The organism is Nonomuraea sp. NPDC004354, assembly GCF_053602555.1.
The window spans coordinates 639,673-660,293 of record NZ_JBSGDV010000002.1 but is presented as its reverse complement, the minus strand read 5'-3'; the positions used below and the strand labels follow the sequence as shown (position 1 = coordinate 660,293).

The 20,621-nt window shown below is 69.9% G+C and carries 19 protein-coding genes; 4 read left to right on the top strand and 15 right to left on the bottom strand.

Annotated elements, in window-relative coordinates:
* Nucleotides 1-24 precede the first annotated feature (24 nt).
* The 6 genes from ACWENQ_RS08985 to ACWENQ_RS08960 are packed head-to-tail and all read right to left on the bottom strand — an operon-like array spanning nucleotide 25 to nucleotide 7,805.
* A complete protein-coding gene (locus ACWENQ_RS08985) occupies nucleotides 25-1,245 on the bottom strand; it encodes an enolase C-terminal domain-like protein (RefSeq protein ID WP_354909294.1) in 1,221 nt (406 codons plus the stop codon).
* Nucleotides 1,242-4,235 (bottom strand): glycoside hydrolase family 38 N-terminal domain-containing protein, encoded by a 2,994-nt coding sequence (locus ACWENQ_RS08980; RefSeq protein ID WP_452413473.1) that lies wholly within the window; start codon nucleotides 4,233-4,235, stop codon nucleotides 1,242-1,244. The genes ACWENQ_RS08985 and ACWENQ_RS08980 overlap by 4 nt, the downstream gene beginning before the upstream one ends.
* On the bottom strand, nucleotides 4,232-5,044 hold the full coding sequence (locus tag ACWENQ_RS08975) for a carbohydrate ABC transporter permease (protein WP_452413471.1): 813 nt from the start codon (nucleotides 5,042-5,044) through the stop codon (nucleotides 4,232-4,234). The genes ACWENQ_RS08980 and ACWENQ_RS08975 overlap by 4 nt, the downstream gene beginning before the upstream one ends.
* Entirely contained in the window at nucleotides 5,041-5,886 is an 846-nt protein-coding gene (locus tag ACWENQ_RS08970) for a carbohydrate ABC transporter permease (RefSeq protein ID WP_452413470.1), read from the bottom strand. The genes ACWENQ_RS08975 and ACWENQ_RS08970 overlap by 4 nt, the downstream gene beginning before the upstream one ends.
* Nucleotides 5,883-7,112 carry an ABC transporter substrate-binding protein gene (locus tag ACWENQ_RS08965; RefSeq protein ID WP_452413469.1) on the bottom strand — a complete coding sequence of 410 codons (1,230 nt, stop codon included), beginning with the start codon at nucleotides 7,110-7,112 and terminating at the stop codon, nucleotides 5,883-5,885. The genes ACWENQ_RS08970 and ACWENQ_RS08965 overlap by 4 nt, the downstream gene beginning before the upstream one ends.
* Before the next feature lie 15 nt (nucleotides 7,113-7,127).
* Nucleotides 7,128-7,805, bottom strand: coding sequence for a FadR/GntR family transcriptional regulator (locus tag ACWENQ_RS08960; protein WP_452413468.1), 678 nt, complete (start codon nucleotides 7,803-7,805; stop codon nucleotides 7,128-7,130).
* A 38-nt stretch (nucleotides 7,806-7,843) separates the two neighbouring features.
* Here ACWENQ_RS08960 and ACWENQ_RS08955 point away from each other — a divergent pair, with 38 nt between their 5' ends.
* Nucleotides 7,844-8,944, top strand: coding sequence for an alpha/beta hydrolase (locus tag ACWENQ_RS08955; RefSeq protein ID WP_452413466.1), 1,101 nt, complete (start codon nucleotides 7,844-7,846; stop codon nucleotides 8,942-8,944).
* A gap of 24 nt (nucleotides 8,945-8,968) precedes the next feature.
* Here ACWENQ_RS08955 and ACWENQ_RS08950 read toward each other — a convergent pair whose 3' ends face one another.
* The 3 genes from ACWENQ_RS08950 to ACWENQ_RS08940 all read right to left on the bottom strand — a co-directional run bounded on the left by ACWENQ_RS08950 (nucleotide 8,969) and on the right by ACWENQ_RS08940 (nucleotide 11,820).
* Complete coding sequence (locus tag ACWENQ_RS08950; protein ID WP_449922054.1) at nucleotides 8,969-9,496, bottom strand: DUF305 domain-containing protein; 528 nt, start codon at nucleotides 9,494-9,496, stop codon at nucleotides 8,969-8,971.
* On the bottom strand, nucleotides 9,481-10,329 hold the full coding sequence (locus tag ACWENQ_RS08945; RefSeq protein WP_449922055.1) for a lytic polysaccharide monooxygenase: 849 nt from the start codon (nucleotides 10,327-10,329) through the stop codon (nucleotides 9,481-9,483). The genes ACWENQ_RS08950 and ACWENQ_RS08945 overlap by 16 nt, the downstream gene beginning before the upstream one ends.
* 504 nt (nucleotides 10,330-10,833) lie before the next feature.
* A complete protein-coding gene (locus ACWENQ_RS08940; protein WP_452413464.1) occupies nucleotides 10,834-11,820 on the bottom strand; it encodes an NAD(P)/FAD-dependent oxidoreductase in 987 nt (328 codons plus the stop codon).
* Between the two features lie 437 nt (nucleotides 11,821-12,257).
* On the opposite strand from ACWENQ_RS08940, the gene ACWENQ_RS08935 reads away from it, so the two are divergent.
* Nucleotides 12,258-12,494 carry a hypothetical protein gene (locus ACWENQ_RS08935; protein WP_452413462.1) on the top strand — a complete coding sequence of 79 codons (237 nt, stop codon included), beginning with the start codon at nucleotides 12,258-12,260 and terminating at the stop codon, nucleotides 12,492-12,494.
* A gap of 41 nt (nucleotides 12,495-12,535) precedes the next feature.
* Nucleotides 12,536-13,315: a class I SAM-dependent methyltransferase gene (locus ACWENQ_RS08930; protein WP_452413460.1), complete on the top strand. Its 780-nt coding sequence runs from the start codon at nucleotides 12,536-12,538 to the stop codon at nucleotides 13,313-13,315.
* Nucleotides 13,316-13,333: 18 nt separating this feature from the next.
* Here the strand turns inward: ACWENQ_RS08930 and ACWENQ_RS08925 are convergent, their stop codons facing one another.
* On the bottom strand, nucleotides 13,334-14,155 hold the full coding sequence (locus tag ACWENQ_RS08925) for a helix-turn-helix transcriptional regulator (RefSeq protein WP_452413458.1): 822 nt from the start codon (nucleotides 14,153-14,155) through the stop codon (nucleotides 13,334-13,336).
* A gap of 155 nt (nucleotides 14,156-14,310) precedes the next feature.
* Between ACWENQ_RS08925 and ACWENQ_RS08920 the strand changes: the two genes are divergently transcribed.
* Complete coding sequence (locus ACWENQ_RS08920) at nucleotides 14,311-15,156, top strand: NAD(P)-dependent oxidoreductase (RefSeq protein WP_452413456.1); 846 nt, start codon at nucleotides 14,311-14,313, stop codon at nucleotides 15,154-15,156.
* A 57-nt stretch (nucleotides 15,157-15,213) separates the two neighbouring features.
* Here ACWENQ_RS08920 and ACWENQ_RS08915 read toward each other — a convergent pair whose 3' ends face one another.
* The 5 genes from ACWENQ_RS08915 to ACWENQ_RS08895 all read right to left on the bottom strand — a co-directional run bounded on the left by ACWENQ_RS08915 (nucleotide 15,214) and on the right by ACWENQ_RS08895 (nucleotide 20,091).
* The gene (locus tag ACWENQ_RS08915) at nucleotides 15,214-16,200 is read right to left on the bottom strand and encodes a phosphotransferase (RefSeq protein ID WP_452413454.1); all 987 of its coding nucleotides are present in this window, start codon (nucleotides 16,198-16,200) and stop codon (nucleotides 15,214-15,216) included.
* A 241-nt stretch (nucleotides 16,201-16,441) separates the two neighbouring features.
* Nucleotides 16,442-16,717, bottom strand: a complete 276-nt coding sequence (locus ACWENQ_RS08910; RefSeq protein WP_452413452.1) for a hypothetical protein — start codon at nucleotides 16,715-16,717, stop codon at nucleotides 16,442-16,444.
* A 214-nt stretch (nucleotides 16,718-16,931) separates the two neighbouring features.
* On the bottom strand, nucleotides 16,932-17,513 hold the full coding sequence (locus ACWENQ_RS08905) for an SMI1/KNR4 family protein (protein ID WP_452413450.1): 582 nt from the start codon (nucleotides 17,511-17,513) through the stop codon (nucleotides 16,932-16,934).
* A 151-nt stretch (nucleotides 17,514-17,664) separates the two neighbouring features.
* Complete coding sequence (locus tag ACWENQ_RS08900) at nucleotides 17,665-18,324, bottom strand: hypothetical protein (protein WP_452413448.1); 660 nt, start codon at nucleotides 18,322-18,324, stop codon at nucleotides 17,665-17,667.
* A gap of 315 nt (nucleotides 18,325-18,639) precedes the next feature.
* A complete protein-coding gene (locus ACWENQ_RS08895) occupies nucleotides 18,640-20,091 on the bottom strand; it encodes a hypothetical protein (protein WP_452413446.1) in 1,452 nt (483 codons plus the stop codon).
* Nucleotides 20,092-20,621 lie beyond the last annotated feature (530 nt).

Here is a 20,621-nt window from a genome sequence, read left to right as displayed (position 1 = left end):
CTCAGGTCGCTCAGGTCGCTGAGGTCACGGCCCCGCCGCCGGGTCGGCGAAGCGCTCGTTCGGCACCTGGGCGTACCACCCGGGCCTGCCGGGGTCGCGGTCGTAGGGGTAGCCGCCCAGCTCGGCATAGAGCTCGGCGTAGCGGGCCAGCCGTTCCCTGTCCAGCCGCACCCCCAGCCCTGGCCCGTCCGGTACGGCGATGCGCCCGTCCCGGTAGGCCAGCTTCCCTCCGGCGATGACGTCGTCGACGAGGTGGTGGTAGTGCGCGTCGGCCGCGTAGGTGAGGTTGGGCAGCACGGCGCCCAGATGCAGCATCGTCGCCAGCTGGATGCCCAGCTCGCCCGAGGAGTGCACGGCCACGCCGAGCTGGAACGTCTCGCACACCGCCGCCGCCTTCACGCACGGCCTGACGCCGCCCCAGAAGGTGGTGTCGAGCAGCACGACGTCGGCGCCCCGCCGCAGCACGTTGGCGGCCAACTGCTCGAAGTTCACCACGACGGTGTTCGTCGCGAGGGGCACGGAGACCCGCTCGCGGATCAGCCGCAACCCTTCCAGCCCGAGGACCGGGTCCTCCAGGTAGTCGTTGTCAAGGTCCTCGATCGCCCTGCCGAAGCGCAGCCCCTCCGCCATGGACAGCACCGCGTTCGGGTCGTAGCGCAGCCGGTCGCCGGGGAAGGCGGCGGCCAGCGCCCGGTAGCACTCCAGCTCGTAGTCGGGCGGGAACACCCCGCCCTTGAGCTTGTGGACGGTGAAGCCGTGCGCCCGCTTCAGCGCCCTGGCGTGCTCGACGAGCTGGTCGGGCGTGCGCACCTCGGGCGCCGCGTCGCCCTGGTAGCGGAAGAACAGGTAGGAGGCGAACGGCACCGACTCCCTGAGCCTCCCGCCGAGCAGGTCGTGGACGGGCACGCCGAGCTGCTGGCCGATCAGGTCGAGGCAGGCGAACTCCAGCGCGGCCAGCAGCTGGGTGCGGTTGTTGTAGAGCGAGGCCGTCGGGTTGGCGATCTTGAAGCGGAGCGCCTCGAGCTGGAAGGGGTCGTGGCCGGACAGGTAGTCGAGCAGGCCGCGGAAGGCGGCGGCGGCGCCCTCTCCCCCGCCGCCCATCTCGCCCAGGCCGATCAGCCCGTTGTCGGCCTCGACCTCGACGATGGTCCTGACGAACCTGCCCCAGTGGGCGCCGTTGCTGTGCCGCAGCGGCGCTTCGAGCGGGACGGCCACCGTGGTGGCCCTGATGTCAACGATCTTCACAGCATCCCCCGAACGGCGGCCACCCCGCAGGCGGGCAGCCGTACCTTGACCTGCTCGTCGTGGACCTGCAGCGGCGTCCCGCCGACCGTGGCCGCGCGCAGGCCGCGCAGCCCCACGGTGGCCTCGACCTCGGTCGCGGCCAGCGACTGGAGCCGCATGACGACCCCCTCGGCGGTACGGCCGAGCGAGGTGATGTGGACCTCCGGATGGTCCACGGTCGCGAAGACGCCCTCCGCGCCGGGCCGCGCCGTCCCCGTGGCGAGGATGCCGAGGAACGGGTCGGTGAGCCCGGCGGCGGCCAGCGGGCCGAGCACCCTGCTCGTCATGGTCGAGGAGGAGGTGACCGCGTAACGGAAGGTCGTCTCCCCCTGCTGCTGGGTGGGGAAGTTCGTGTCCCAGATGTTGTTGAGCGCCCAGGAGTAGATCGTGCCCGGCTCCTCGGCGAGCGTGGCGGGGAAGGGCGCGTAGGGCATGTGGATGGTGCCGAGCTGCACCAGCGGCGCCTCGAGCGTCGCCCACGCCACCGACAGCTCCGGGTCGTCGAAGGCCATCCAGTGCCTGATCGGCAGCATGTAGGCGGCCGAGCCCGGCACGCTCGGACCGCCGCCGACACCCCCGGTCAGCTCCCAGGCCGCGGGCGGTCCGGCGCAGGCGAACGGGAAGGCCAGGAAGACCGCCTCCTTAGCCGGAGTGCCCTGCTTGGCCAGCCGGTAGGTCAGATCGACCCGCGGCACCCCGTCGTAGAGCTCGATCGTCGTGCGCACCCAGTCGACGCCCTTGGCCTGCAGCTCGACGACCAGCTTCTCGCCGATCGCGGTGCGCTCGGCCTTGACGACGGCGGCGTGACGGCCGATCGCCCGGTCGCCGAGCAGTGTCCTGTCGTGCGCGCCGACATGCCCGGACATGTGGTTGAAGTGGGGGGCGGTGGCGTAGCGGTCGTAGACGTACTGCCCGAACCCGGCGGCGGCGTCGGCGTTGACCAGGTCCCTGCCGGCCCGCTTGTCGAAGATCGAGCGGATGTACGCTTCCTTGATGTCGTAGCCGACGCGGTAGAACTCGTTCTCGATCGTCTCGCCGGTCTCCCTGGTCGTGACGGCCTCGCCCGGCCTGATCGACAGGAACGCGTAGCCGTACCCGGGAAGGTCGCCGACGACCGCGCTGACGTGCCGGCCGATCGGCCTGGTCGGCCAGTCGACGGGGTGGACGACCTCCTCGTGGTGCGGGACCCGCTCGCCGGTCCGCTCGTCCACCAGCGCGATCGGCTCGTCCAGCGGCACCACGTCGCGCGGCAGGAAGGCCCGCACCACGTCCGTGCGGCGCTGCGTGCCGGGGTTCACGACGACGAAGCCCCTGCCGCCGAAGGTCCTGCCGAACCTGCGCATGCCCGCCTGCAGCAGGTCGGCGGAGTCGTCCTGCGCGTCGTAGGCGCCGGCGGACTTGCGCGTCCACTGCAGCCCGCCCGAGTCGCCCGCCTCCTCGGCGTCCTCCCACGGGTTGGCCGCGCCCCAGGTGTGCTCGTTGAACAGCGCCACCTTGTCGTAGGCCAGATCGGCCTGCTCGGTCGCGTCCGCGCCTGCCAGGGTGTGCAGCGTCTCGGCGGCGCGCAGCGCGCTCTGCGCCCGTCGCACGTAGCCGAGCGGGCGCGCGCCCGAACCCAGCCCGTCGGCCCACCAGTCGGTCCAGTCGCCCTCGTGGACGGCCAGCCGGTCGTGATAGCGCTCCTCGACGTGTGCGAAGAAGTCGCTGTTGACGGCCGAGCGCAGGTGGGGGTAGGCCCATCTGGTGTTCCACTCGCGCACGATCGAGGCGGGCACGATCGAGGGGCCCGCGTTGTCCGCGTGCGCCCCCTGCACCCTCAGGTGCAGGGCGTCCAGCGCGTACGGCTCCCGCTCCGCGTCCGGCCCCTGCCAGCCGAACGTGCCGGGGCCGTACGGGTAGCCCCGCCCGGCCAGCGCGCACAGGTAGCGCGGCAGCAGGTCGTCGGCCAGCTCGAAGGAGTCGGCGAGGCCGACCGTGTTGCCCTCCATGTAGGCCATGCCGTGCGGCGTGTCGGTGAACCAGACCAGCAGCTCGTTGCCGCTGGGCGCCCGCCACCGGAACGGCCGCGTCAGCTTGTCGCCGCCGTGCAGGTACGGCACCGACCGCCCGGCCCAGTTGTGGGCGGCCGCCAGGTAGCGCACGCCCACCGAGTTCAGCGCGTCGATCAGCCCGACGACCGCGCCCGGCACGTCGGTGTGCATCGCCGAGCGGGCGGGCAGCTCCTCGGTGAAGCGCAGCTGCCGGTACAGCTCCTCGGTCGAGCACGCCTCGGTGTGCAGCTGGAACGGCAGGGCGGTCACCTCGATCAGCCCGTCACGCATCCGCTCCTTGAAGGCCGCGACCAGGTCGCGGGGGCGGGCGGCGAGCCAGCGCAGCGCGGGCATCGACGACTCCACCGTCCATCGGAACCTCGCGTCGTCGGGCCAGTCCGCGCTCTCCTCGGTCAGCCGCAGCGCCGCGTCCAGATAGTCGAGGTGGTGGCGCAGCACGGTGCCCTGCGGATCGGTGTAGCCGATGTCGAGATGCGAGTGGTGGACGACGAAGACGTCCCAGTGGCGCTGCGGCGTGACGGTGATCAGCGCCTGGCCGATCACGCCCTCGCCGTCGCGCAGCTCCAGGGTGAGGTCGCGCGGCCGGGTCACCTCGGGCACGAGCAGCGTCACGTCGGCGCCCTCGGCCCTGTCCACCACGCCGTCCGCCGCCCCGTCCCCCGTGCGGTCCTCCGCGCTGTCCGGGTCGGCCAGGACGTGTTCCAGGTGGGCGGGCACCAGGCCGGTCACCGACACCCTGACCGCCTGGCGGCCGTCGTGGGTGATCAGCGGCAGCACCGAGACCCGTGCCTCCAGGCCCCGCACGGAGATCACCGGTGTCGAGGTGTCCTCGCGCAACGCCTGCCGTATGCCGTCATAGTCGGGGGAACCAAGGCTCGGCTGCAGCAGCCGGCTCGTCATGACAGACCTCCTAGGGCGAGTCCACGGGCGAACATCCGCTGGGTGACCACGAACAGCACCACCGTGGGCAGTGACACGACCAGCCCCGCCGCCAGGCCGACGGGCACCGGCGTGCCCGCGTAGACGTCGGTCAGCAGGCCTGCCAGCGCGGTCATCACCGGCCGCACCTCGGCGGTCTGCGACAGCGTCAGCCCGAACAGCAGGTCGTTCCAGATGAAGGTGAAGTTGAGGATGAACACCGCGGCGAGCGCGCCGGCGGCCAGCGGCAGGTAGACGCGGAAGAAGACACGCAGGGTGGACGCGCCGTCCATCCTGGCCGCCTCGAAGATCGAGAAGGCCACGCCGGAGAAGAAGTTGCGCAGCACGAAGGCCGACAGCGGCACGCTGATCGCCGTGTAGACGATGATCATCCCGAGCCGGGTGTCGTAGAGCCCCGCGTCGCTGTAGCCGACGAAGAGCGGGACGAGCAGCATCTGCGACGGGAAGATCGTGCCGCCGAAGATGACCATGAACCAGAGGAAGCCGTGGCGCAGCCGCAGCACGACGATCGTGTACCCCGCCATCGCGCCGATCAGCACCCCGAGCGCGGGGGAGACGACGCTGTAGAGGGCGGTACTTGCCAGGCTCTGGCCGAGGTCCGCCCGGTTCCACGCCTGGAGGAAGTTCTGGATCAGGGCGACGTCGGGCGAGGGGATCCACGCCCGCGAGGGGTCGTAGGTGTCGGAGGGCCGCGCGGCGTTGACGACCAGCAGGTAGGTGGGGCCGAGCCAGATCAGCCCCAGCACGACGAGGACGAACCTCCTGATCATGCGCGCCTCCGCAGATACAGGTACGAGGCGAGGCCCGTGACCACCGTCAGCAGGACGGCGACCGCAGAGCCGTACCCGTATTCGCCGGCCACGAACGTGTCGCGGTACATCGTGACGGCGAGCGTCTCGGAGTTGCGCCCAGGACCGCCCTGTGTCATGACCCACACGATGTCGAAGCTCTTCAGGCTGGCCACCAGCGCGAGCCCGACGACCACGGCGGTCAGCGGCGCCAGCAGCGGCCAGATGACGTGCCGGAACAGCCGCCACCCCGAGGCCCCGTCGAGCCGGGCGGCCTCGATCGGCTCCTTGGGTATCGACTGCAGCCCGACCGCGAACAGCAGCGTGTTGACGCCGAGCTGCTGCCACGTCCAGACCAGCAGCATGGCGATCGTGTTCAGCGGCGCGTCCTGCAGGAAGGCGGTGTCGACGCCGAGCAGCCGGTTGGCGATGCCGTCGTGCGACAGGATCGGGCTCCACACCAGGCCGAGCCCCGCCCCGCTCAGCGCGTAGGGCAGCATGAACGGCACGCGGAACCACGCGCCGCCCCTGATGTCGTACGACAGCACCGCCACCAGCAGTCCGAGGCCGACCGGCAGCACCATCGTGCCCACGACCCAGATCAGCGTGTTGCGGGTCGCGGTGAGCAGCGCGGGATCGTCGAACAGCTTGACGAAGTTCGCCGACCCCACGAACTCCGGCGGGGCCAGCCCGTCGTAGCGCGTGAGGCTCAGGTAGGCCGTCCAGACGAAGGGCGCGTACAGCAGGCCCGCCACCAGCAGGACCGCCGGGGAGACGTATCCCGCGCGGAACCTGCCGAGCAGCGGGGCCGTCCTCCCTGTCACTGGTGCGTGCTCCAGTACTCGTCGGCCTTCTTCTGGATGTCCTCCAGCACCTGCCGGTAGGTCTCCGGCTTGGCCACGAACAGCCCGAAACCGTCGAGCGCCGCGGCCAGGATCGGCGGCGGCGTGGCCTCGAAGTAGCGGTTGACCAGGCGGTACCCGCCGCTGCCCGCGTCCTTGGTGACCTGCCCCAACGCCTCGCTCTTGATGGTCACCCTCGGGTTTGCGCTGACGTCTCCGCGGGCGGTGGCCCACTTCTCCTGCGCCTGCGCGGTGGTCCACCACTTGAGGTACTTCATGCTCGCCTCGGGATCCGGCGCCTTGGCGAGCGAGCAGAGCGGCCCGCTCTCGAAGATCATCGAGGTCTTGGGCAGGGCCGGATTGACGTTCGGGATGACGAAGAACCCGGCGTCCAGGTTGCGCTGGGTCATGCTGGTGTTGAACCAGGTGCCGAACGACACCATCGCCACCTTCTCGTTCTTCAGCGCGTCGGCGGGGTCGGTCTTGTCACCCGGGTGGCTGAAGTACCCGGCGTCGATGAGCGACTTCCACTTCTCCATCACCTGGACCACGCCGGGGTCGGTGTACTTCGCCTTCCCCGTCGAGAGGCGGTCGTAGAGGTCGGGATCGGTCCCGGCCAGGAGTTGCTCGAACCAGACGAAGGAGAACAGGACGGAGGTGTGGTAGATGGCCTTGATGTCGGCCTTCTTGAGCGTCTCGGCCACCGTGATGAGCTCGTCCCAGGTGGTGGGCGGTTTCAGGCCGTGCGCGTCGAAGATCTTCTTGTTGTAGAACATCCCCCAGTAGGCGACGTTCAGCGGCACGCAGTACTGCCTGCCGTCGACGGTGTAGTAGGTGGCGAGGTCCTGCGACAGGTCGCCGTTCCTGATCGCTTCCTGCCAGACGGCGGTGGTGTCGGCCACCTGCTTCTGCCCGACGATCTCCTTCAGCAGCCCCCCGGTCTGCCAGGTGAACAGGTCGGGCTTGGCGTCGGTGCGGAACGCGGCCTTGATGAAGGCCTGGTAGGTCGGCTCGTCGGTGTAGCCGACCGGTTTCATCGCCAGGCCGATCTGCTGCTTGGACAGGGCGCCCATCTCGGTGAAGTAGGGACTCCACGCGCCCTTGTCGTTGTAGAGGGTCAGCTCCGTCTTGGCCTGGCGGGCGGGGGTGCTCCCGCACGCGGCCAGGAGGAGGAAAGCGGTCATCAGGATGGGGGTTCGCCGGATCATGACCGGCCTCCTGTTCTACATGAGCCTGTGCTCGATCACCGTTTTCACGTCAATCAGGTGGGAACGCATGAGCTCCTCCGCGGCCGCGGCGTCGCCTGCCTCGATCGCCTCGAGGATCGCCAGGTGCTCGTCGTGGTCACGACGCCGGTCGTCGAACAGCCGCAGGATCTCCCGCTGCTCGGAGGCGTGCACGCGCAGCAGGGAGTCGACGACCTCGCCGAGCACGCTGTTGCCCGCCAGCCTGGCCGCCACCCGGTGGAAGGTCATGTTGGCCTCGTGCAGCTCGGCGTCGTCGCCGCGCAGGTGCATGGCCGCCTGGCCGAGCACCTCCCGCAGCTCCTGCGCGCCAGGACGGCCCGCCGCCAGCCCTGCCAGCGGCGGCTCGATGAGGATGCGCGCGTCGAGCAGGTCGAGCAGTTGCCCGCCCGGCATCGCGCGCATGTTGGGGTTGGGCAGCACGACCCGCTCGATGTCCGCGCCGACATAGAGGCCGGAACCGTGCCGCATCTCGATCGCGCCGGTCGCCTCCAGACGGCGCAGCGCCTCGCGCAGCGTGGGCGTGGTCACGGCGAACCGCTGCGCCAGCTCGCGCGTGGTGGGCAGCCGGTCGCCCGGCTGCAGCCCGCTCTCAGTGATCAGACCGAGAACCTGCTCGGTGAGGACGCCGGAGAGGGAAGGCCGGGCAACCATCATCTAATGATTAGATCACTTATCTCCTGTATTTTCACCTCATGAAGAGAGTCGCCGGGGTAGCGGGCGTTCTGGCGCTGCTCGCCCTCCTCGGGGTCGCCGGTGCCGGCTGGTACTACTCCGGCCTGGTCATCGACCCGTCCCACGGCGATTCGTATCCGCTGGAGGTCGTCTCCTACGACGGCACCCGGGTGACCCTGCGCGGGGGCGCCGACACCGACGCCCCCGGCTCGTTCGGCCTGACCTGGGCCGCCGGCAACGCGATCCTCGGCGACGTGGTGGCGCGCGGCCCCGGCACCGTCACCCGCAAGGTCGACACGGTACGGCGGGGCACGCTCCGACCCGGCGTCCGGGCCTACCTGGACAGGTGGATGTGGGGCCACGAGGACCCGCGCTCGGCGGTGAGCGTGCCGTACCAGGAGGTGCGGATCAGGTCCGAGCTGGGCGACTTCCCCGCCTGGCGGACCGAGGGAAACGGCACGACGTGGGTGATCGCCGTCCACGGGCGCAACGCGAACCCGGCCGAGGCGTCCCGCGTCATCCCGGTTTTCCACAGGCTGGGGATGCCGGTGCTGAGCATCACCTACCGCAACGACGAGGGAGCGCCCGCCGGCCCCGACGGCAAGCACCACCTCGGCGCCTCCGAGTGGAAGGAGGTGGCCGCCGCGATCGCCTACGCGCGCGCGTCCGGCGCCACCGGCGTCTACCTGTACGGCTGGTCGATGGGCGGCGCGATCGTGCCGATGGCGGCGCGCATGCTGCCGGACGCGCCGATCAAGGGGCTCATCCTCGACAGCCCCGTCATGGACTGGCGGTCGCCGATCGAGCTGGGAGCCAGGCAGCGGGGGGTGCCGCTGTGGCTGGCCTCGGTGGGGATGTCCGTGGTCGAGTGGCGGACCGGGTTGTCGTTCGCCGAACTGGACCAGGTGGCGCACGCGGCGGACTTCTCGGTGCCGGTGCTGCTGTTCGTGGACGACGACGACCAGACGGTGCCGGTGGGGCCCGCGGTGGAGTTCGCCCGCCTCCGCCCGGATATTGTTCGACTTTTCAGGACATCGGGCGCTGGGCACACGGGCTCCTGGAACGTCTCCCCCACCGCCTACGAGAAGGCCCTGACCGACTTCGTCACCCCGCTCCCCTGAGGGGCACTCGCTCTCGCGCTCTCGTCAGGGCCTGGCGTCCTGGTCGAGGAAGGTCAGCATCTGCTCGATCTGCGCCTGCCGCGACCGCTCCACCTGCCCGGCCCACTCCTTCACCCGCGGGTTCGCCCCGTTGTAGACCTCGACCCGCGCCATCTGGATCGCGTCGTCCTGGTGGGCGATCAGCAGGTTGATCAGGTCCCGCTCGTTCTTCACCGCGGCTATCCGCGCCCGGTCGGTCTCCGGGAGCCCGCCGTGCCCGGCATGGGCGTCGGACGGGGCGGTCAGCGGCTGGTCCCATGCCGACAACCACCTGGTCATCGTGGTGACCTCGGCCGCCTGGGTGCGCTCGATCGCCGCGGCCAGCGTCTTCATCCCGAGGGTGGTGGCCTTGCCGCCCGCCAGCCGTACGATCTCGATGCCCTGCTTGTGGTGCGGGATCATCATCTGCAGGAACATCACGTCGTCGGCGTTGACCTGCTCCTGCGGCTGCTCGCCGCAGCCCGCCCCGAGGAGCAGGGCCGCGGCGAGGGCGGCGATCAGACGCGCTTCCACAGCGCCGGCACGTTGGGCGGCTCCCATCCGGCGATGGCCGTGTGGGCCTGCAGGCACTCGTAGGACAGACCGGCGTACGTCACGCGGTCACCCCCCTTGTAGGCCTTGCCAGCCTGCCACGTCCCCGCGGGCACTGTCGAGGTCGGCGTGGGCGTAGGCGTGGGCGTCGGTGTCGGGGTGGGGGTCGGAGTGGGCGTCGGGGTCGGCGTGCCGCCGCCTCCGCCGAAGTCGACGTCGGAGCAGGTGTAGAAGGCCTCGTTGCTGCCGACGACGCGCTGCCAGATCGAGTAGAGGATGTGGCGGCCGCTGCGCTGCGGCAGGTTGATCGTCCAGTTCGTGAACGTCGTGGGGTTCTGGTTGGTGAACGTGCGGATGTGCACGAGGTCCGACCACTTCAGGGGCATGGTCGGGTTCCACCCGTCACGGGTGATGTAGAACTCGAAGTTGCTGTTGGAGTGGGGTGCGGTGGCGTGGTAGGTGAGCGTGAAGCTGCCAGGTCGCACCGACGTGGCGGGCCAGTCGGCGCGCTGCAGGTCGAGGCCCCGGTACTTCTCGCGTCCCGCGCTGCAGAGCTTCCCGTCGGGGATGAGCTCGCGATGCCGTCCGCCCGCTTCGAGGAGGGAGACCTCGTTCCAGTCGTAGAACGCCTGGGTCCCCCCGGCGGCGACGGCGGCCTTGCAGGCGTCCGACCTGGGCGCCTCCGGCCCTTCGTTCTTACAGACGTAGACGCGGCTCGGCGGGTTGGACATCGTGCCATGTGCGTTGGCGGCGCCGGCGGGGAGGAGGACGAGAGCGGCTGTTCCTGCGGCTAAGGCGGCGGTTCTCTTGTTCACGGGAGCTCCCGGGGGGTTAACTAACAGGAAACCTTCCTAAGGATTAACTTTGAACGACCCCCCGCGCAAGGGCCCCTGTCAGCAACTTTTCCGTTCTGGCGGTCCCGTCGTCACTTCGAGCGTTCCAGAGTTCGACGGGCCGCGCCGCCGTCGCGAACGGCACGGGGCAGACGGATCCCCGCGCCCTCGCCCAGGGCGCCCACCCCACGCCGGCCGCGCCACGAGCGGGACCGCGACCGCGACCCGGCCGGACGGGACTGCGGGCGCATGGGACCGTGGGCGGGCGGGACTCCGAGCGGGACCGTGGGCGGGCAGACAGCGGGCGGGATCGCGGACGCGACCACGCGCGGGACCACGGGCAGACCATGAGCGGGACTACGGGCAGGCGGGACCACGGACGCGACCACGGGCGCGACTGCGGGCAGGACTGCGGGCGGAACCGTGAGCGGGACGGCGGGCGGCCCCGCGGGCGGGACGGCGTGTGCTGGCCTTCCGTGTCGCGAGCTACCGCGCCACGGCTGCCTCCGCCGCCCGGTGGTCCTCGACGGCCCGGTCGACCTCCTCCTCCACCAGGTCGGTGTTGATGGCGATGGCCGCCGCCGAGCCCATGCCCGCCGCCGTGATCACCTGCGCCCGCCGGTCGGCGACGTTCCCGACCGCCCAGACACCGGGCACGCTGGTACGGCCCGAGCCGTCGGTGACCAGCCAGCCGTGCGCGTCCTTCTCGCAGCCCAGGCCGGCCAGCAGCGCGTCGTGCGGCGTCATGCGCGGGGAGACGAACGCCGCGCTCCTCGGCACGACCCGCCCGTCGGCCAGCTCGACCCCGCGCAGCCGGTCACCGTCCACCACCAACCGCTTGATCACGCCCTCGACGACGGGCACCCCGCGGGCGGCCAGCCGTACCCGATCCTCGTCGGTCAGCTCGAGCGTGTGCGAGAAGAGCACGACATCGCCCGACCACTGGCGCAGCAGCAGCGCATGGTGCAGCGCGCCCGGGTTCGTGCCGAGAACACCGATCGGCTCGTCACGCACCTCGTACCCATGGCAGTACGGGCAGTGCAGCAGGTCCTTGCCCCACCGCTCGCGCACCCCGGGGATGTCCGGCAGCTCGTCGCGCAACCCGGTGGCCACCAGCACCCTGCGGGCCGTCAGCGTCGCCCCGCCGGCCAGCTGGACGGCGAAGCCCGGCTCGACCTGGTCGACCTGGTCGACCTGGTCGAGCTGATTGACCTGATCGACGCGGCCCTCGACCCACCGCGCGCCGTACCCGGTCACCTCGTCCCTGCCCACCGCGAGCAGGGCCGCGGGGGACATGCCGTCCCTGGACAGGAAGCCCTGCATGTGCGCGGCCGGGGCGTTGCGGGGCTCCCCCGCGTCCACCACGGCCACCCGCCGACGGGCCCTGGACAGCACCAGCGCGGCGTTCAGCCCTGCCGCGCCGGCGCCGATCACGATCACGTCGTACTCGGCCTCGTTCGTCATGTGGATCATGGCGATCACCTCCGTACCCAGAGTGCGACCGCGGGCGCCGAAGCCGCAAAGTCTGTTGCCGTTTCCGGGACACCTTCGCCTGCGCCACACGCCACGCCCGGACACCGGCCGTTCCTGGCCCCACCCACCCGCCGACCCGGGGCACCGGCCGCTCGTGGCCCCACCGACCAGTCGGCCCGGGACGACGGCCGCTCCTGGTCCCACCCACCCGCCGTCCCAGGGCGCCGGCCGCTCGTGGCCCCACCCACCAATCGGCCCAGGGCACCATCTGCTCGTGGCCCCACCCACCCGCCGAACCCCGGGGCACCAGCCGCTCGTGCTCACGCCCACCCGCCGGCCCGGGACGCTCCAGGCCCCGTCGCGGGCGTTGATCCGCGGGGGCGGGCACGCCATGCTGCTTCGGTGAAGGCGCACCCGACCGACACGGAGTGGTCCCGATGGGAAAGAAGTTCTCGATCCGCGGTGTCGAGTTCGACCTCGACGACATCACCGACGCCCACCTGCAGCGGGGATACTCCGGAGGGCACCTCGAGGTGACGACGGCGGACGGCCGCAGCCACGTGTTCTACCTGGACATCCGGGACGCCTATGACGAGCAGGCGTATCTCATCCTGAAGTACGAGTCGGGCTGCTATTCGGAGACGCGCCCGAGGAAGTGGGGCCGGACCGAGTGACGAGCGCCGGGTTTGTCGGTGCCGCCTGCGAGAGTCGGGCCATGCCGACCTCAGGTCTCACCCCCATCGCCGCCTTCTGGGACTCCTCGGCGGACACCTTCGACGACGAGCCCGACCACGGCCTCCGTGACCCGCATGTCCGCGCCGCCTGGGCCCGGCGGCTGGCCGGATGGCTGCCCGGGCCGTCAGCCGACGTCCTCGACCTCGGGTGCGGGACGGGGTCGCTGACCCTGCTCCTCGCCCAGCTCGGACACCACCCCACTGCGATCGACCTGTCGCCCCGCATGATCGCCCAGGCGGAGCGCAAGCTGTCCGAGGCGGGCTTCGCCGTACCGCTGATCGTCGGCGATGCCGGCGACCCGCCCGGAGTGGGCCGCCACGCGTTCGACGCGATCGTCGTCCGCCACCTCGTCTGGACCCTCCCCGCCCCTGAGGAGGCGCTCCGTCGCTGGCTCGACCTGCTCAGGCCGGACGGTCGCCTCATCCTCGTCGAAGGGCGATGGGGCGGTTCCGACGCAGGCGGTTCCGAAGGAAGCGGCGCCGACGGAGACGGCTCCCACGCAGGCGGTTCCGACGGAGACCGTTCCGACGGAGACGACGATTCCGTAGGAAGCAGCTCCGACGCAGGCGGTTCCTACGCCCCGGGATCTCCTCCCCTGCCGTGGCTGGGCGGGGTCCCCGCCGTACGGCTGATCGCGGCGCTGGAGCCGCACGCCCGCATCCTCCACACCGAGCACCTCACCGACCCGGCGCTGTGGGGCCGTCCGATCAGCGACGAGAGGTACGTCGTGATCGCCCAGGCGCCTCGCCCTCACCGGTGAGCGGACACGACCACCGGCTCAGCCACTCACCTGCGCCATTTCGAGGAGCAGCATCGCGTCGTGGTCGGGCGTCCCGGGTTCCGCCTGGTAGACCACCAGCCGATGCCCTTCGCTGCGTGCGACGGTCAGCACCTCGTAGCTCAACGCCATGGGGCCGACGGCGGGATGCCGGAAGCACTTGCGGCCGTTGGTGCGCCTGCGCACGTCGTACCTGTCCCACAGGGCCGCGAACTCCTGGCTCTTGACGACCAGTTCTCCCACCAGGCCGACCACGTCGGGCGCGTTGGGATAGGTCCCGGCGACGGCACGCAGGTGAGCCACCGTGGCCGCGGCCACCTCGTCCCAGTTGCCGTAGACACGTTTGCCCTGCGGGTGCAGGAAGGTGTAGCGGGCGGTGTTCCGCAACGCGGCCGGCCACTCCTCGATCCCCGGCAGCAGCCTCATCCCCGCCTCGTTGGCGGCCAGCAGGTCGTTGGCCCGGCTCACCACGTAAGCCGGGCAAGGACGGACGATCTCCAGCAACCGCCGCACCTCGGCCCTGACCTGCTGGGGCGGCCGGACCGCGGTCGGCCTGGCCCCGGGAGCGTTGGCCAGCTCGAACAGGTGCCCTCGCTCGTCATCAGTCAGCCGCAGCACCCCGGCGATCGCCTCCAGCACCGGAGGGCTGGGATTGCCCTGCTTGCCCTGCTCCAGGCGGGTGTAGTACTCGATGCTCACCCCGGCCAGCATCGCCACCTCTTCGCGGCGCAACCCGGGCGTACGGCGGCGCCCGGTGGTGGCGGGCAGCCCCACCTCCTGGGGCGGGATCCTGGACCGCCGAGCCCGGAGAAACTCTCCCAAATCACTCTTCGCTGGCATTCCCACAGTATGTCGCTCCGTCGATACCCCAAGGGGGCCCTGCCAGGGCACCCCTTGGGCGGGCCTGCCGCACCGCGCCCCGAGGCAGGCACGCTGGTTCCGCACGCCGAACCAACCGCTGACCAAGGAGAAGAACGATGGCCGTTGTGGCAATCGTCGGAGTGGGCATCATGGGCCAGGGCATGGCCGCCAACCTCGCTCGCCACGGGCACGACGTGGTCCTGTGGAACCGCAGCCCGCTGCACCAGTCGATCTCGGACACCGCGCTGGTCGCCCCCACCCCGGCCGAGGCGGCTCGCCAGGCCGACGTGGTCTTCGAAGTGACCGCCAACGACGAGTCCTCGCGCACGGTCTGGCTGGGCCCCGAAGGCATCCTGGCCGGCGCCCGCCCCAGCACGATTCTGATCTCCTCGGCCACCCTGTCGGTCGACTGGATCACCCGGCTCGCGGCCGTCTGCGCGGAGCGGAACCTCACCTTCTACGACATGCCGCTGACCGGCGGCGCGGCGGGTGCCAGGACCGGCAACCTCACCATGCTGGTCGGCGGCGATCCGGCACGGCTGGCCGAACTCGACCCGGTGCTGACCGCCGTCTCCCGGGAGGTCCGGCACTTCGGCCCCGTCGGCGCCGGCACTCGCTTCAAGCTGGTGCTCAACGCGCTCCAAGCCGTCCACATGGCCGCGTTCGGCGAGGCGATGCGGCTCGCCGGGGTGGCGGGCCTGGACCTCGGCCAGGTGGGGGCGGCGCTGCTGGAGCGGCCGGGCGGGGTCATCACCACGATGGCGCACGACAACCTGGTCACCCCGCCCCAGCCGATCAACTTCTCCGCCGAATGGGCACGCAAGGACCTGGACTACGCCTCCCGCCTGGCCGGGCCGACCGACTACCCCCTCCTTGACGCCACCCTGGCGGTCTTCACCCAGGCCGTGACCGAGGGCCACGGCGGGGAGGACTGGAGCGTCGTCAACCGGCCACGATCCTGAACGGGTGACCGACGCACTCCACCACCATCCCGAACCTGACCGACCGCGCTCCGGCCGTCAGGGGCGGGGCCGTTCCGCCGGGACAAGCGCAAGCGTCGCGGCGGTGTGATGCCTCACGAGCCCCTCCATGAAGTCCCGGTCGGGAAAGTCGCCCTCCAGCAGCCGCAGCGGGCCGGCGACCAGCGACAGGTGCTGCGCGAGCCGATAGAGCTCCATCCGGCGCTCGTCCAGCCCGTCGACGCGCAGGTGCGCGTAGTGCTCGTGGAACCGGATCCGCAGGAAGACGTGCTCCCACTCGACGTCGAAGAACATCGTCCCCTCGATGTCGACGAGCACCGGCTCGTCCTGGTCGTCGATCAGGACGTGGTCCGGGCCCAGCTCGCCGTGGATCAGTCCGTGCCTCGACCGAGGCTCGATGGCGGCGGCCAGTTCCTCGAGAACGGCGACGCACTCCGCCCTCGCCTCCGCGATCCTCCCGACACGGGCGGCGGCCTCGTCCAGATCCCGGAGCGCGCGGTCGAGCACCGCCGCCACGCAGGAGTCCGGCTGCGCGACCGAACCGTCGGCCACCTCAGCGATCTTCCCGATGCGCGGGCTCGTGCGCTGCCGCATCCGCTCCAAGGACCGGGCGAGCTTCCCGAGGATCGCCGTTCCGCCCTGCGGGTCGTCGTCCAGCCGCCTCTCCAGCGTCCCGCCGCGCACGTCCTCGACGAGAGCGAGATCGGCGGGAAAGCGCGACTGGGAATCGTCGGCGACGTACAGCCGCGGCACCCGGACGCCCACCTCCTCCAGCAGCCCGTGGGCGGCCGAGAAGAGGCGCAGACCCGAGGCGTGTGAAAAGGGCCCCTCGTCGTCCACCGCGGCAGGCCAGTAGTTCTCGTCGTCGGACCAGAGGTACAGGATCGCGGCGAACCCGTCGTCGAACAGGAGCCGGTAGACGCCCTTCTTGCTGCCCCCTCTGAGCCGCTCCACGCCGGCCACCCGACGGCTCGCCCCGAAGACGCTCCGCGCCAGGTCACTGACGTCCCCACGCTCCAGAAACACCCGACCACCCGCAAGCCCCATGATCAGAACTGTAACCGCGCGGGGCCGTCGACGAGGAAGCGGGAGCGTCCGCCCACCGGCTATGACCTGGACACCTCGGTCGGCGACATCGCAGCCTCGGTGACCACCAACAACTCGATCAAGGACTGCTGTACAGCAACCAGGTACAGGCGCCCGCCCCCATGCCCGAATGGCAAGCGGACCCGCGCCATTGAGCACCGGGAGCGAGGCGGTGCCACTCCTATGGCCGTAGCCGCACTGCCGCTTCGATCCGGCCGCCGATCCCCACGATCGCGAACACGATGGCCAGAGGTGCGAGGCTCTCGTTTCCGTTCAGCACGGAAAGGAACCCCACGACTCCAGCCATGAAGATCAGGGCGCTGCTGATTCCACGAACCACATAGGCGTTATTGCGAGTTCTCGGGGTCGGAGCGATGGCTCCCAGGGCCTGGATGGCTGATTTTCGTCCCGCCGGGTCGCGAATCTTCTCAAAGGGCGCAGTGGAAGGCTCATCCATGGGACCCAGAATGTCACGATGATGACCATGGGTGGCTTACCCGCAGATTACGATCAGGGTCCGCGCCAACCGGCGAAAGGTCGCCTTGGGCTGCGGAGAAAGCCAAGGCAGGAGAGGCCGTGAAGGCGCTGACGATGATGTATTCGCGACGGCCTAAGGTGGCCCATCTCCCTCACAACGATGTGGAAGGTGCGCCGGCCAGGAGCGGGGGCGGTCAATAGCCGCTGTACTGGTCCCGCATCAGGTCCCAGAACGATCGGAAGCGCGTGGCTCCGGGCAGCCATGAGGCCATGAACCAGGCTTCCCACTCACCATCGGGGGTCATGATGTGTGGGTTGAGCAGGAAGGCCCCTTCGTCGTGCTCGCCGATCCAGAGGGTGTCCGGGATGTACTCGGTCCGAAAGTGCAGGCAGCAGTCCTGCCCCTCGTCGTAGGTGAAGTACTCCTCGTCAGATACAGGAGGAAGGTCCTCGTCAGACCACCCGAGCGCGATGTCTGGATCTACGTCTCGGAGCCAGCCGATTTCCGTGGCCGACGCAAGGTGACCCTCGCCATAGCCGACGATGTCCCAGCCGTTGGCGGCCTGGAGATATTGCCGGTAGCTGGGTGGAAGGGTGATCCCCAGACGTTCCTCAGCGCGGGCGATCTCTTCCTCGCTGGCACCGGTCGAGCCCAGCCGTTGGGGATCCCGAGTCTCGTACTTACGCTGCTCGGCGTGATCGCGATAGTTCCACTCAAGGATCTTCTCGCTACCGGTGCGCAGAAGATCAAGCCATGCATAGGAGGGGGTGCTCATGGGCGGAAGATACGGGGACGCTCCGACACGCGGCGGGGGCAGCCGGCCGGGCATCGTGGGGGCCCGGCCTTCCCTGACCTGCCACGCCGCCGCGTCACAGGGGTCCGGACAGGACCCCGTGACGAGCGGTAGCCGCGCAGGCCGACATCCGTCAAGCGGCGTCGAGAGCCTCGGTGATCTTGCGAGCCATCTCGGCCATGGCGGGGCTGGGCTCGCCCTTCCCGGGCCGGGCGGAAGCTTCGATGGCGACGATGACGGTGCGGCGGAAGTTGTCGGCCTCCGCCGGAGCCTGCTTCTTGAGCAGGCTCATGGCCGCCGTCAGGGCCGGCAGCACGTGGTCCGCGAGTGCGGCCGTGGACTTGCTGTTCAGGCCCTTGGGCGCCTTGGTGAGCACGTGCCCGACCAGGCCGGTCGCCGAGGTCAGGGCGATGGAGCCTTCGGTGGCGATCCTGTGAGGCGAGCCGGCGGCACCAGCGGCGGCCATCAGCGAGACGGCGCCCCACGCGGCGGTCCGCAGGGTGAACGTGTCCTGGTCGTTAAGGGTGATGGACATGGTGGTGTGCTCCTTCAAATCTGTTACGAAATTCAATTGATGGAATGCGGGCCTGTTGGTGCCGGGGGTGTCGAGATTGCTCAGGCCGGGTCGCCCGAGAAGATCTCGCCCGGCCTTGCGGCCGCACTCGCTGAACCGTTCATGGCATTCACCATCGCCGACCGCTCTGATACCGGGCTGTTGCCGTCCTGACGCGGCCGCTGACACGACACCGGCGGGGTCAGCTGGGTCGAGGGCTCCGGTGATCTCGCGGGCCATCTCAGAGAGGCGGAATCGCCACCGTCAGCACCCCGGCGTGCACAGGCACAGCACGTCCAAGATCAGCAATGCCCGGACGGCCGCCGAGACCTCAGTCTGAGCATTGAGCAGGCTGGCCGGTGGCGGTCAGGTCCACCCGGCGTCGAACCGATGAACGTGCGCGCGGGGCCTCGTCCAGCCCGGCCTGGTCAGCACGGGCCGCGATCACTGCCATTTTCTCTCCTACTGCTCCCCGAGCACAGCACACGAAACGGGCCCGGAGCATCCTCCGGGCCCATTTCGTGTGCAGGGATTGTTCCTTGAACGGTGGTGAAGTCAGCGGTTGTAGGAGCGAGCCGTCACGCTCCCAAGCCCATTACTCCCGTCCTTTGACAGATAAACGGTTATCCCTTCGTCGTGGAGGTTGATCCACCCGCCACCCTGCCCGTAGGGGGCATCTTTCGCGCGTATGGAGTCGGCGTACAGGGTGCCCGGGTAGTTGGAGCCGCGTGTGCGCCAGACCGCTACCCCGCCTTGGGGGAAGGTGATGTCTCCGTCACCGTCCTTAAGACCCTTCACGTACTCGGTGGCGACGCCGTCGAACACGCTCTCGCCGGCGTACAGGGCACCCGAGTCGTTGGAGCCGCGCGTGCGCCAGACTTTCACCCCACCCGGGAGGAATGTGATGTCTCCGTCACCGTCCTTAAGACCCTTCACGTACTCGGTGGCGACGCCGTCGAACACGCTCTCGCCGGCGTACAGGGTGCCCGGGTCGTTGGATTCGCGTCTGCGCCAGACTTTCACCCCACCGGGGAGGAATGTGATGTCTCCGTCGCCGCTCTTAAGACCCTTCACATACTCGGTGGCGACGCCGCTGACGGTGGCCTCGCCGGCGTACAAGGCGCCCGAGTCGTTGGAGCCGAATTCGCGCCACACGTGCATCGCGCCCTTGGAGAAGGTGAAGGTTCCGTCGCCCTTGGTCGACCCCTGTACCCACGGGGTGGTGACGCCATTGACGGCGGTGAGGGCTTCCAGGATGGGATTGCGTACCTGAACGGTCGTGGTGGAGATGTGCCGCTGGGTGCCGAATTCGGCGACGAGGGTGTAGGTGGTGTCGCGCTTCGGGGCGTCGGCGGCGTCCAGCACCAAGGAGTACGGGCCATGCGACCCGGCGTGCTTGACCTTGGGAACGGGCTTCCGGCCCCCCGGGAACAGGATCTCGTAGGTGAAGTCGTCGGACCCCTCCCAGTTCAGCGTGACCTTTGTTCCGGCGTCCACGACGGCGTTGTCCGCGAGGAAGCCGTGCGGCGCCGGTATCTCCTGTGGCGCGGTCTTCACCAGCGCCACCGCCGTGTAACTGTTGCGCGGGCTCCCGCCCTTGCTTCTGCTGGCGTTCTCGGTCACTGTCAGCACGGCCAGCCCGGGTGTGGGGGCGACGGTGATGTTCTCCAGCGTCAGCACCATGTAGTCACCGGGGCCGAAGTTGATTGCTTTACCGCCCTTGTCGGTGACCTGGAATGCGGAGCCTTGCGTCTGGACGGTCACCGAACGGGGGCTACCTGACTTGATGTCGGTGTACTCGGCTTTGTGCGTGATCGTGGCGAAGTCCTGGGCAAGTGTGAGGTCGCCGGCGCCAGTGCCGACGGGAACCGTCAGCGTGATCTTGGAGTACGCCGTCTGCCCGGTGTTCGTGACGAGCAGGTACACCGTCCCCGTGGACTTGGACTGCCGCCCGGCCTCTGACGCCGCCAGGGGCGCCGGGTCGGTGAGCACGGTGTAGGTCAGCATGGTCAAGGTCGCGACTCCTTCTCTGGGAGGACGGCGCAGCCTGATGACCGGCGCGCCGAGATAGGACCGGGCTGGACAGGTCGGGCAGCGATACGGGTGATACATCCGAAATCCGGCGCTTGTGACGCACCGCAGAAGACCACCCTTAGATCCAAACGCCGGCATTGGAGCGCGACAAGAGCACTCAAGGACGCCATAACAGGACTAGTCAGCAACATCTTCAGCGCCTTGACACGCATTCGGACCATGCGTCACTGCGCCACGCGAAGTAGCAAACCGTGCCTCGTTGCAGACTGTCCGGGGCAAACGTGCTGCATGCGGACACTGCGCCCGAGGCGTTGCAAACGGTCTCCCGCGCGTGCAGCACACCCAGAGGGGCGCGCAAAGCGGCCCGCCGAGCGGAAGGCCTCGACCCCGCTGTGGATCCGCGTGCCGATGGGGCCACGAGCCGGCCGCCAGCGAATCGTGCGCGCCCCTGAGCAGGTCCGTGAGAGCACTCGCCTTCGACGCAGACCTGCCCTTCACCTACG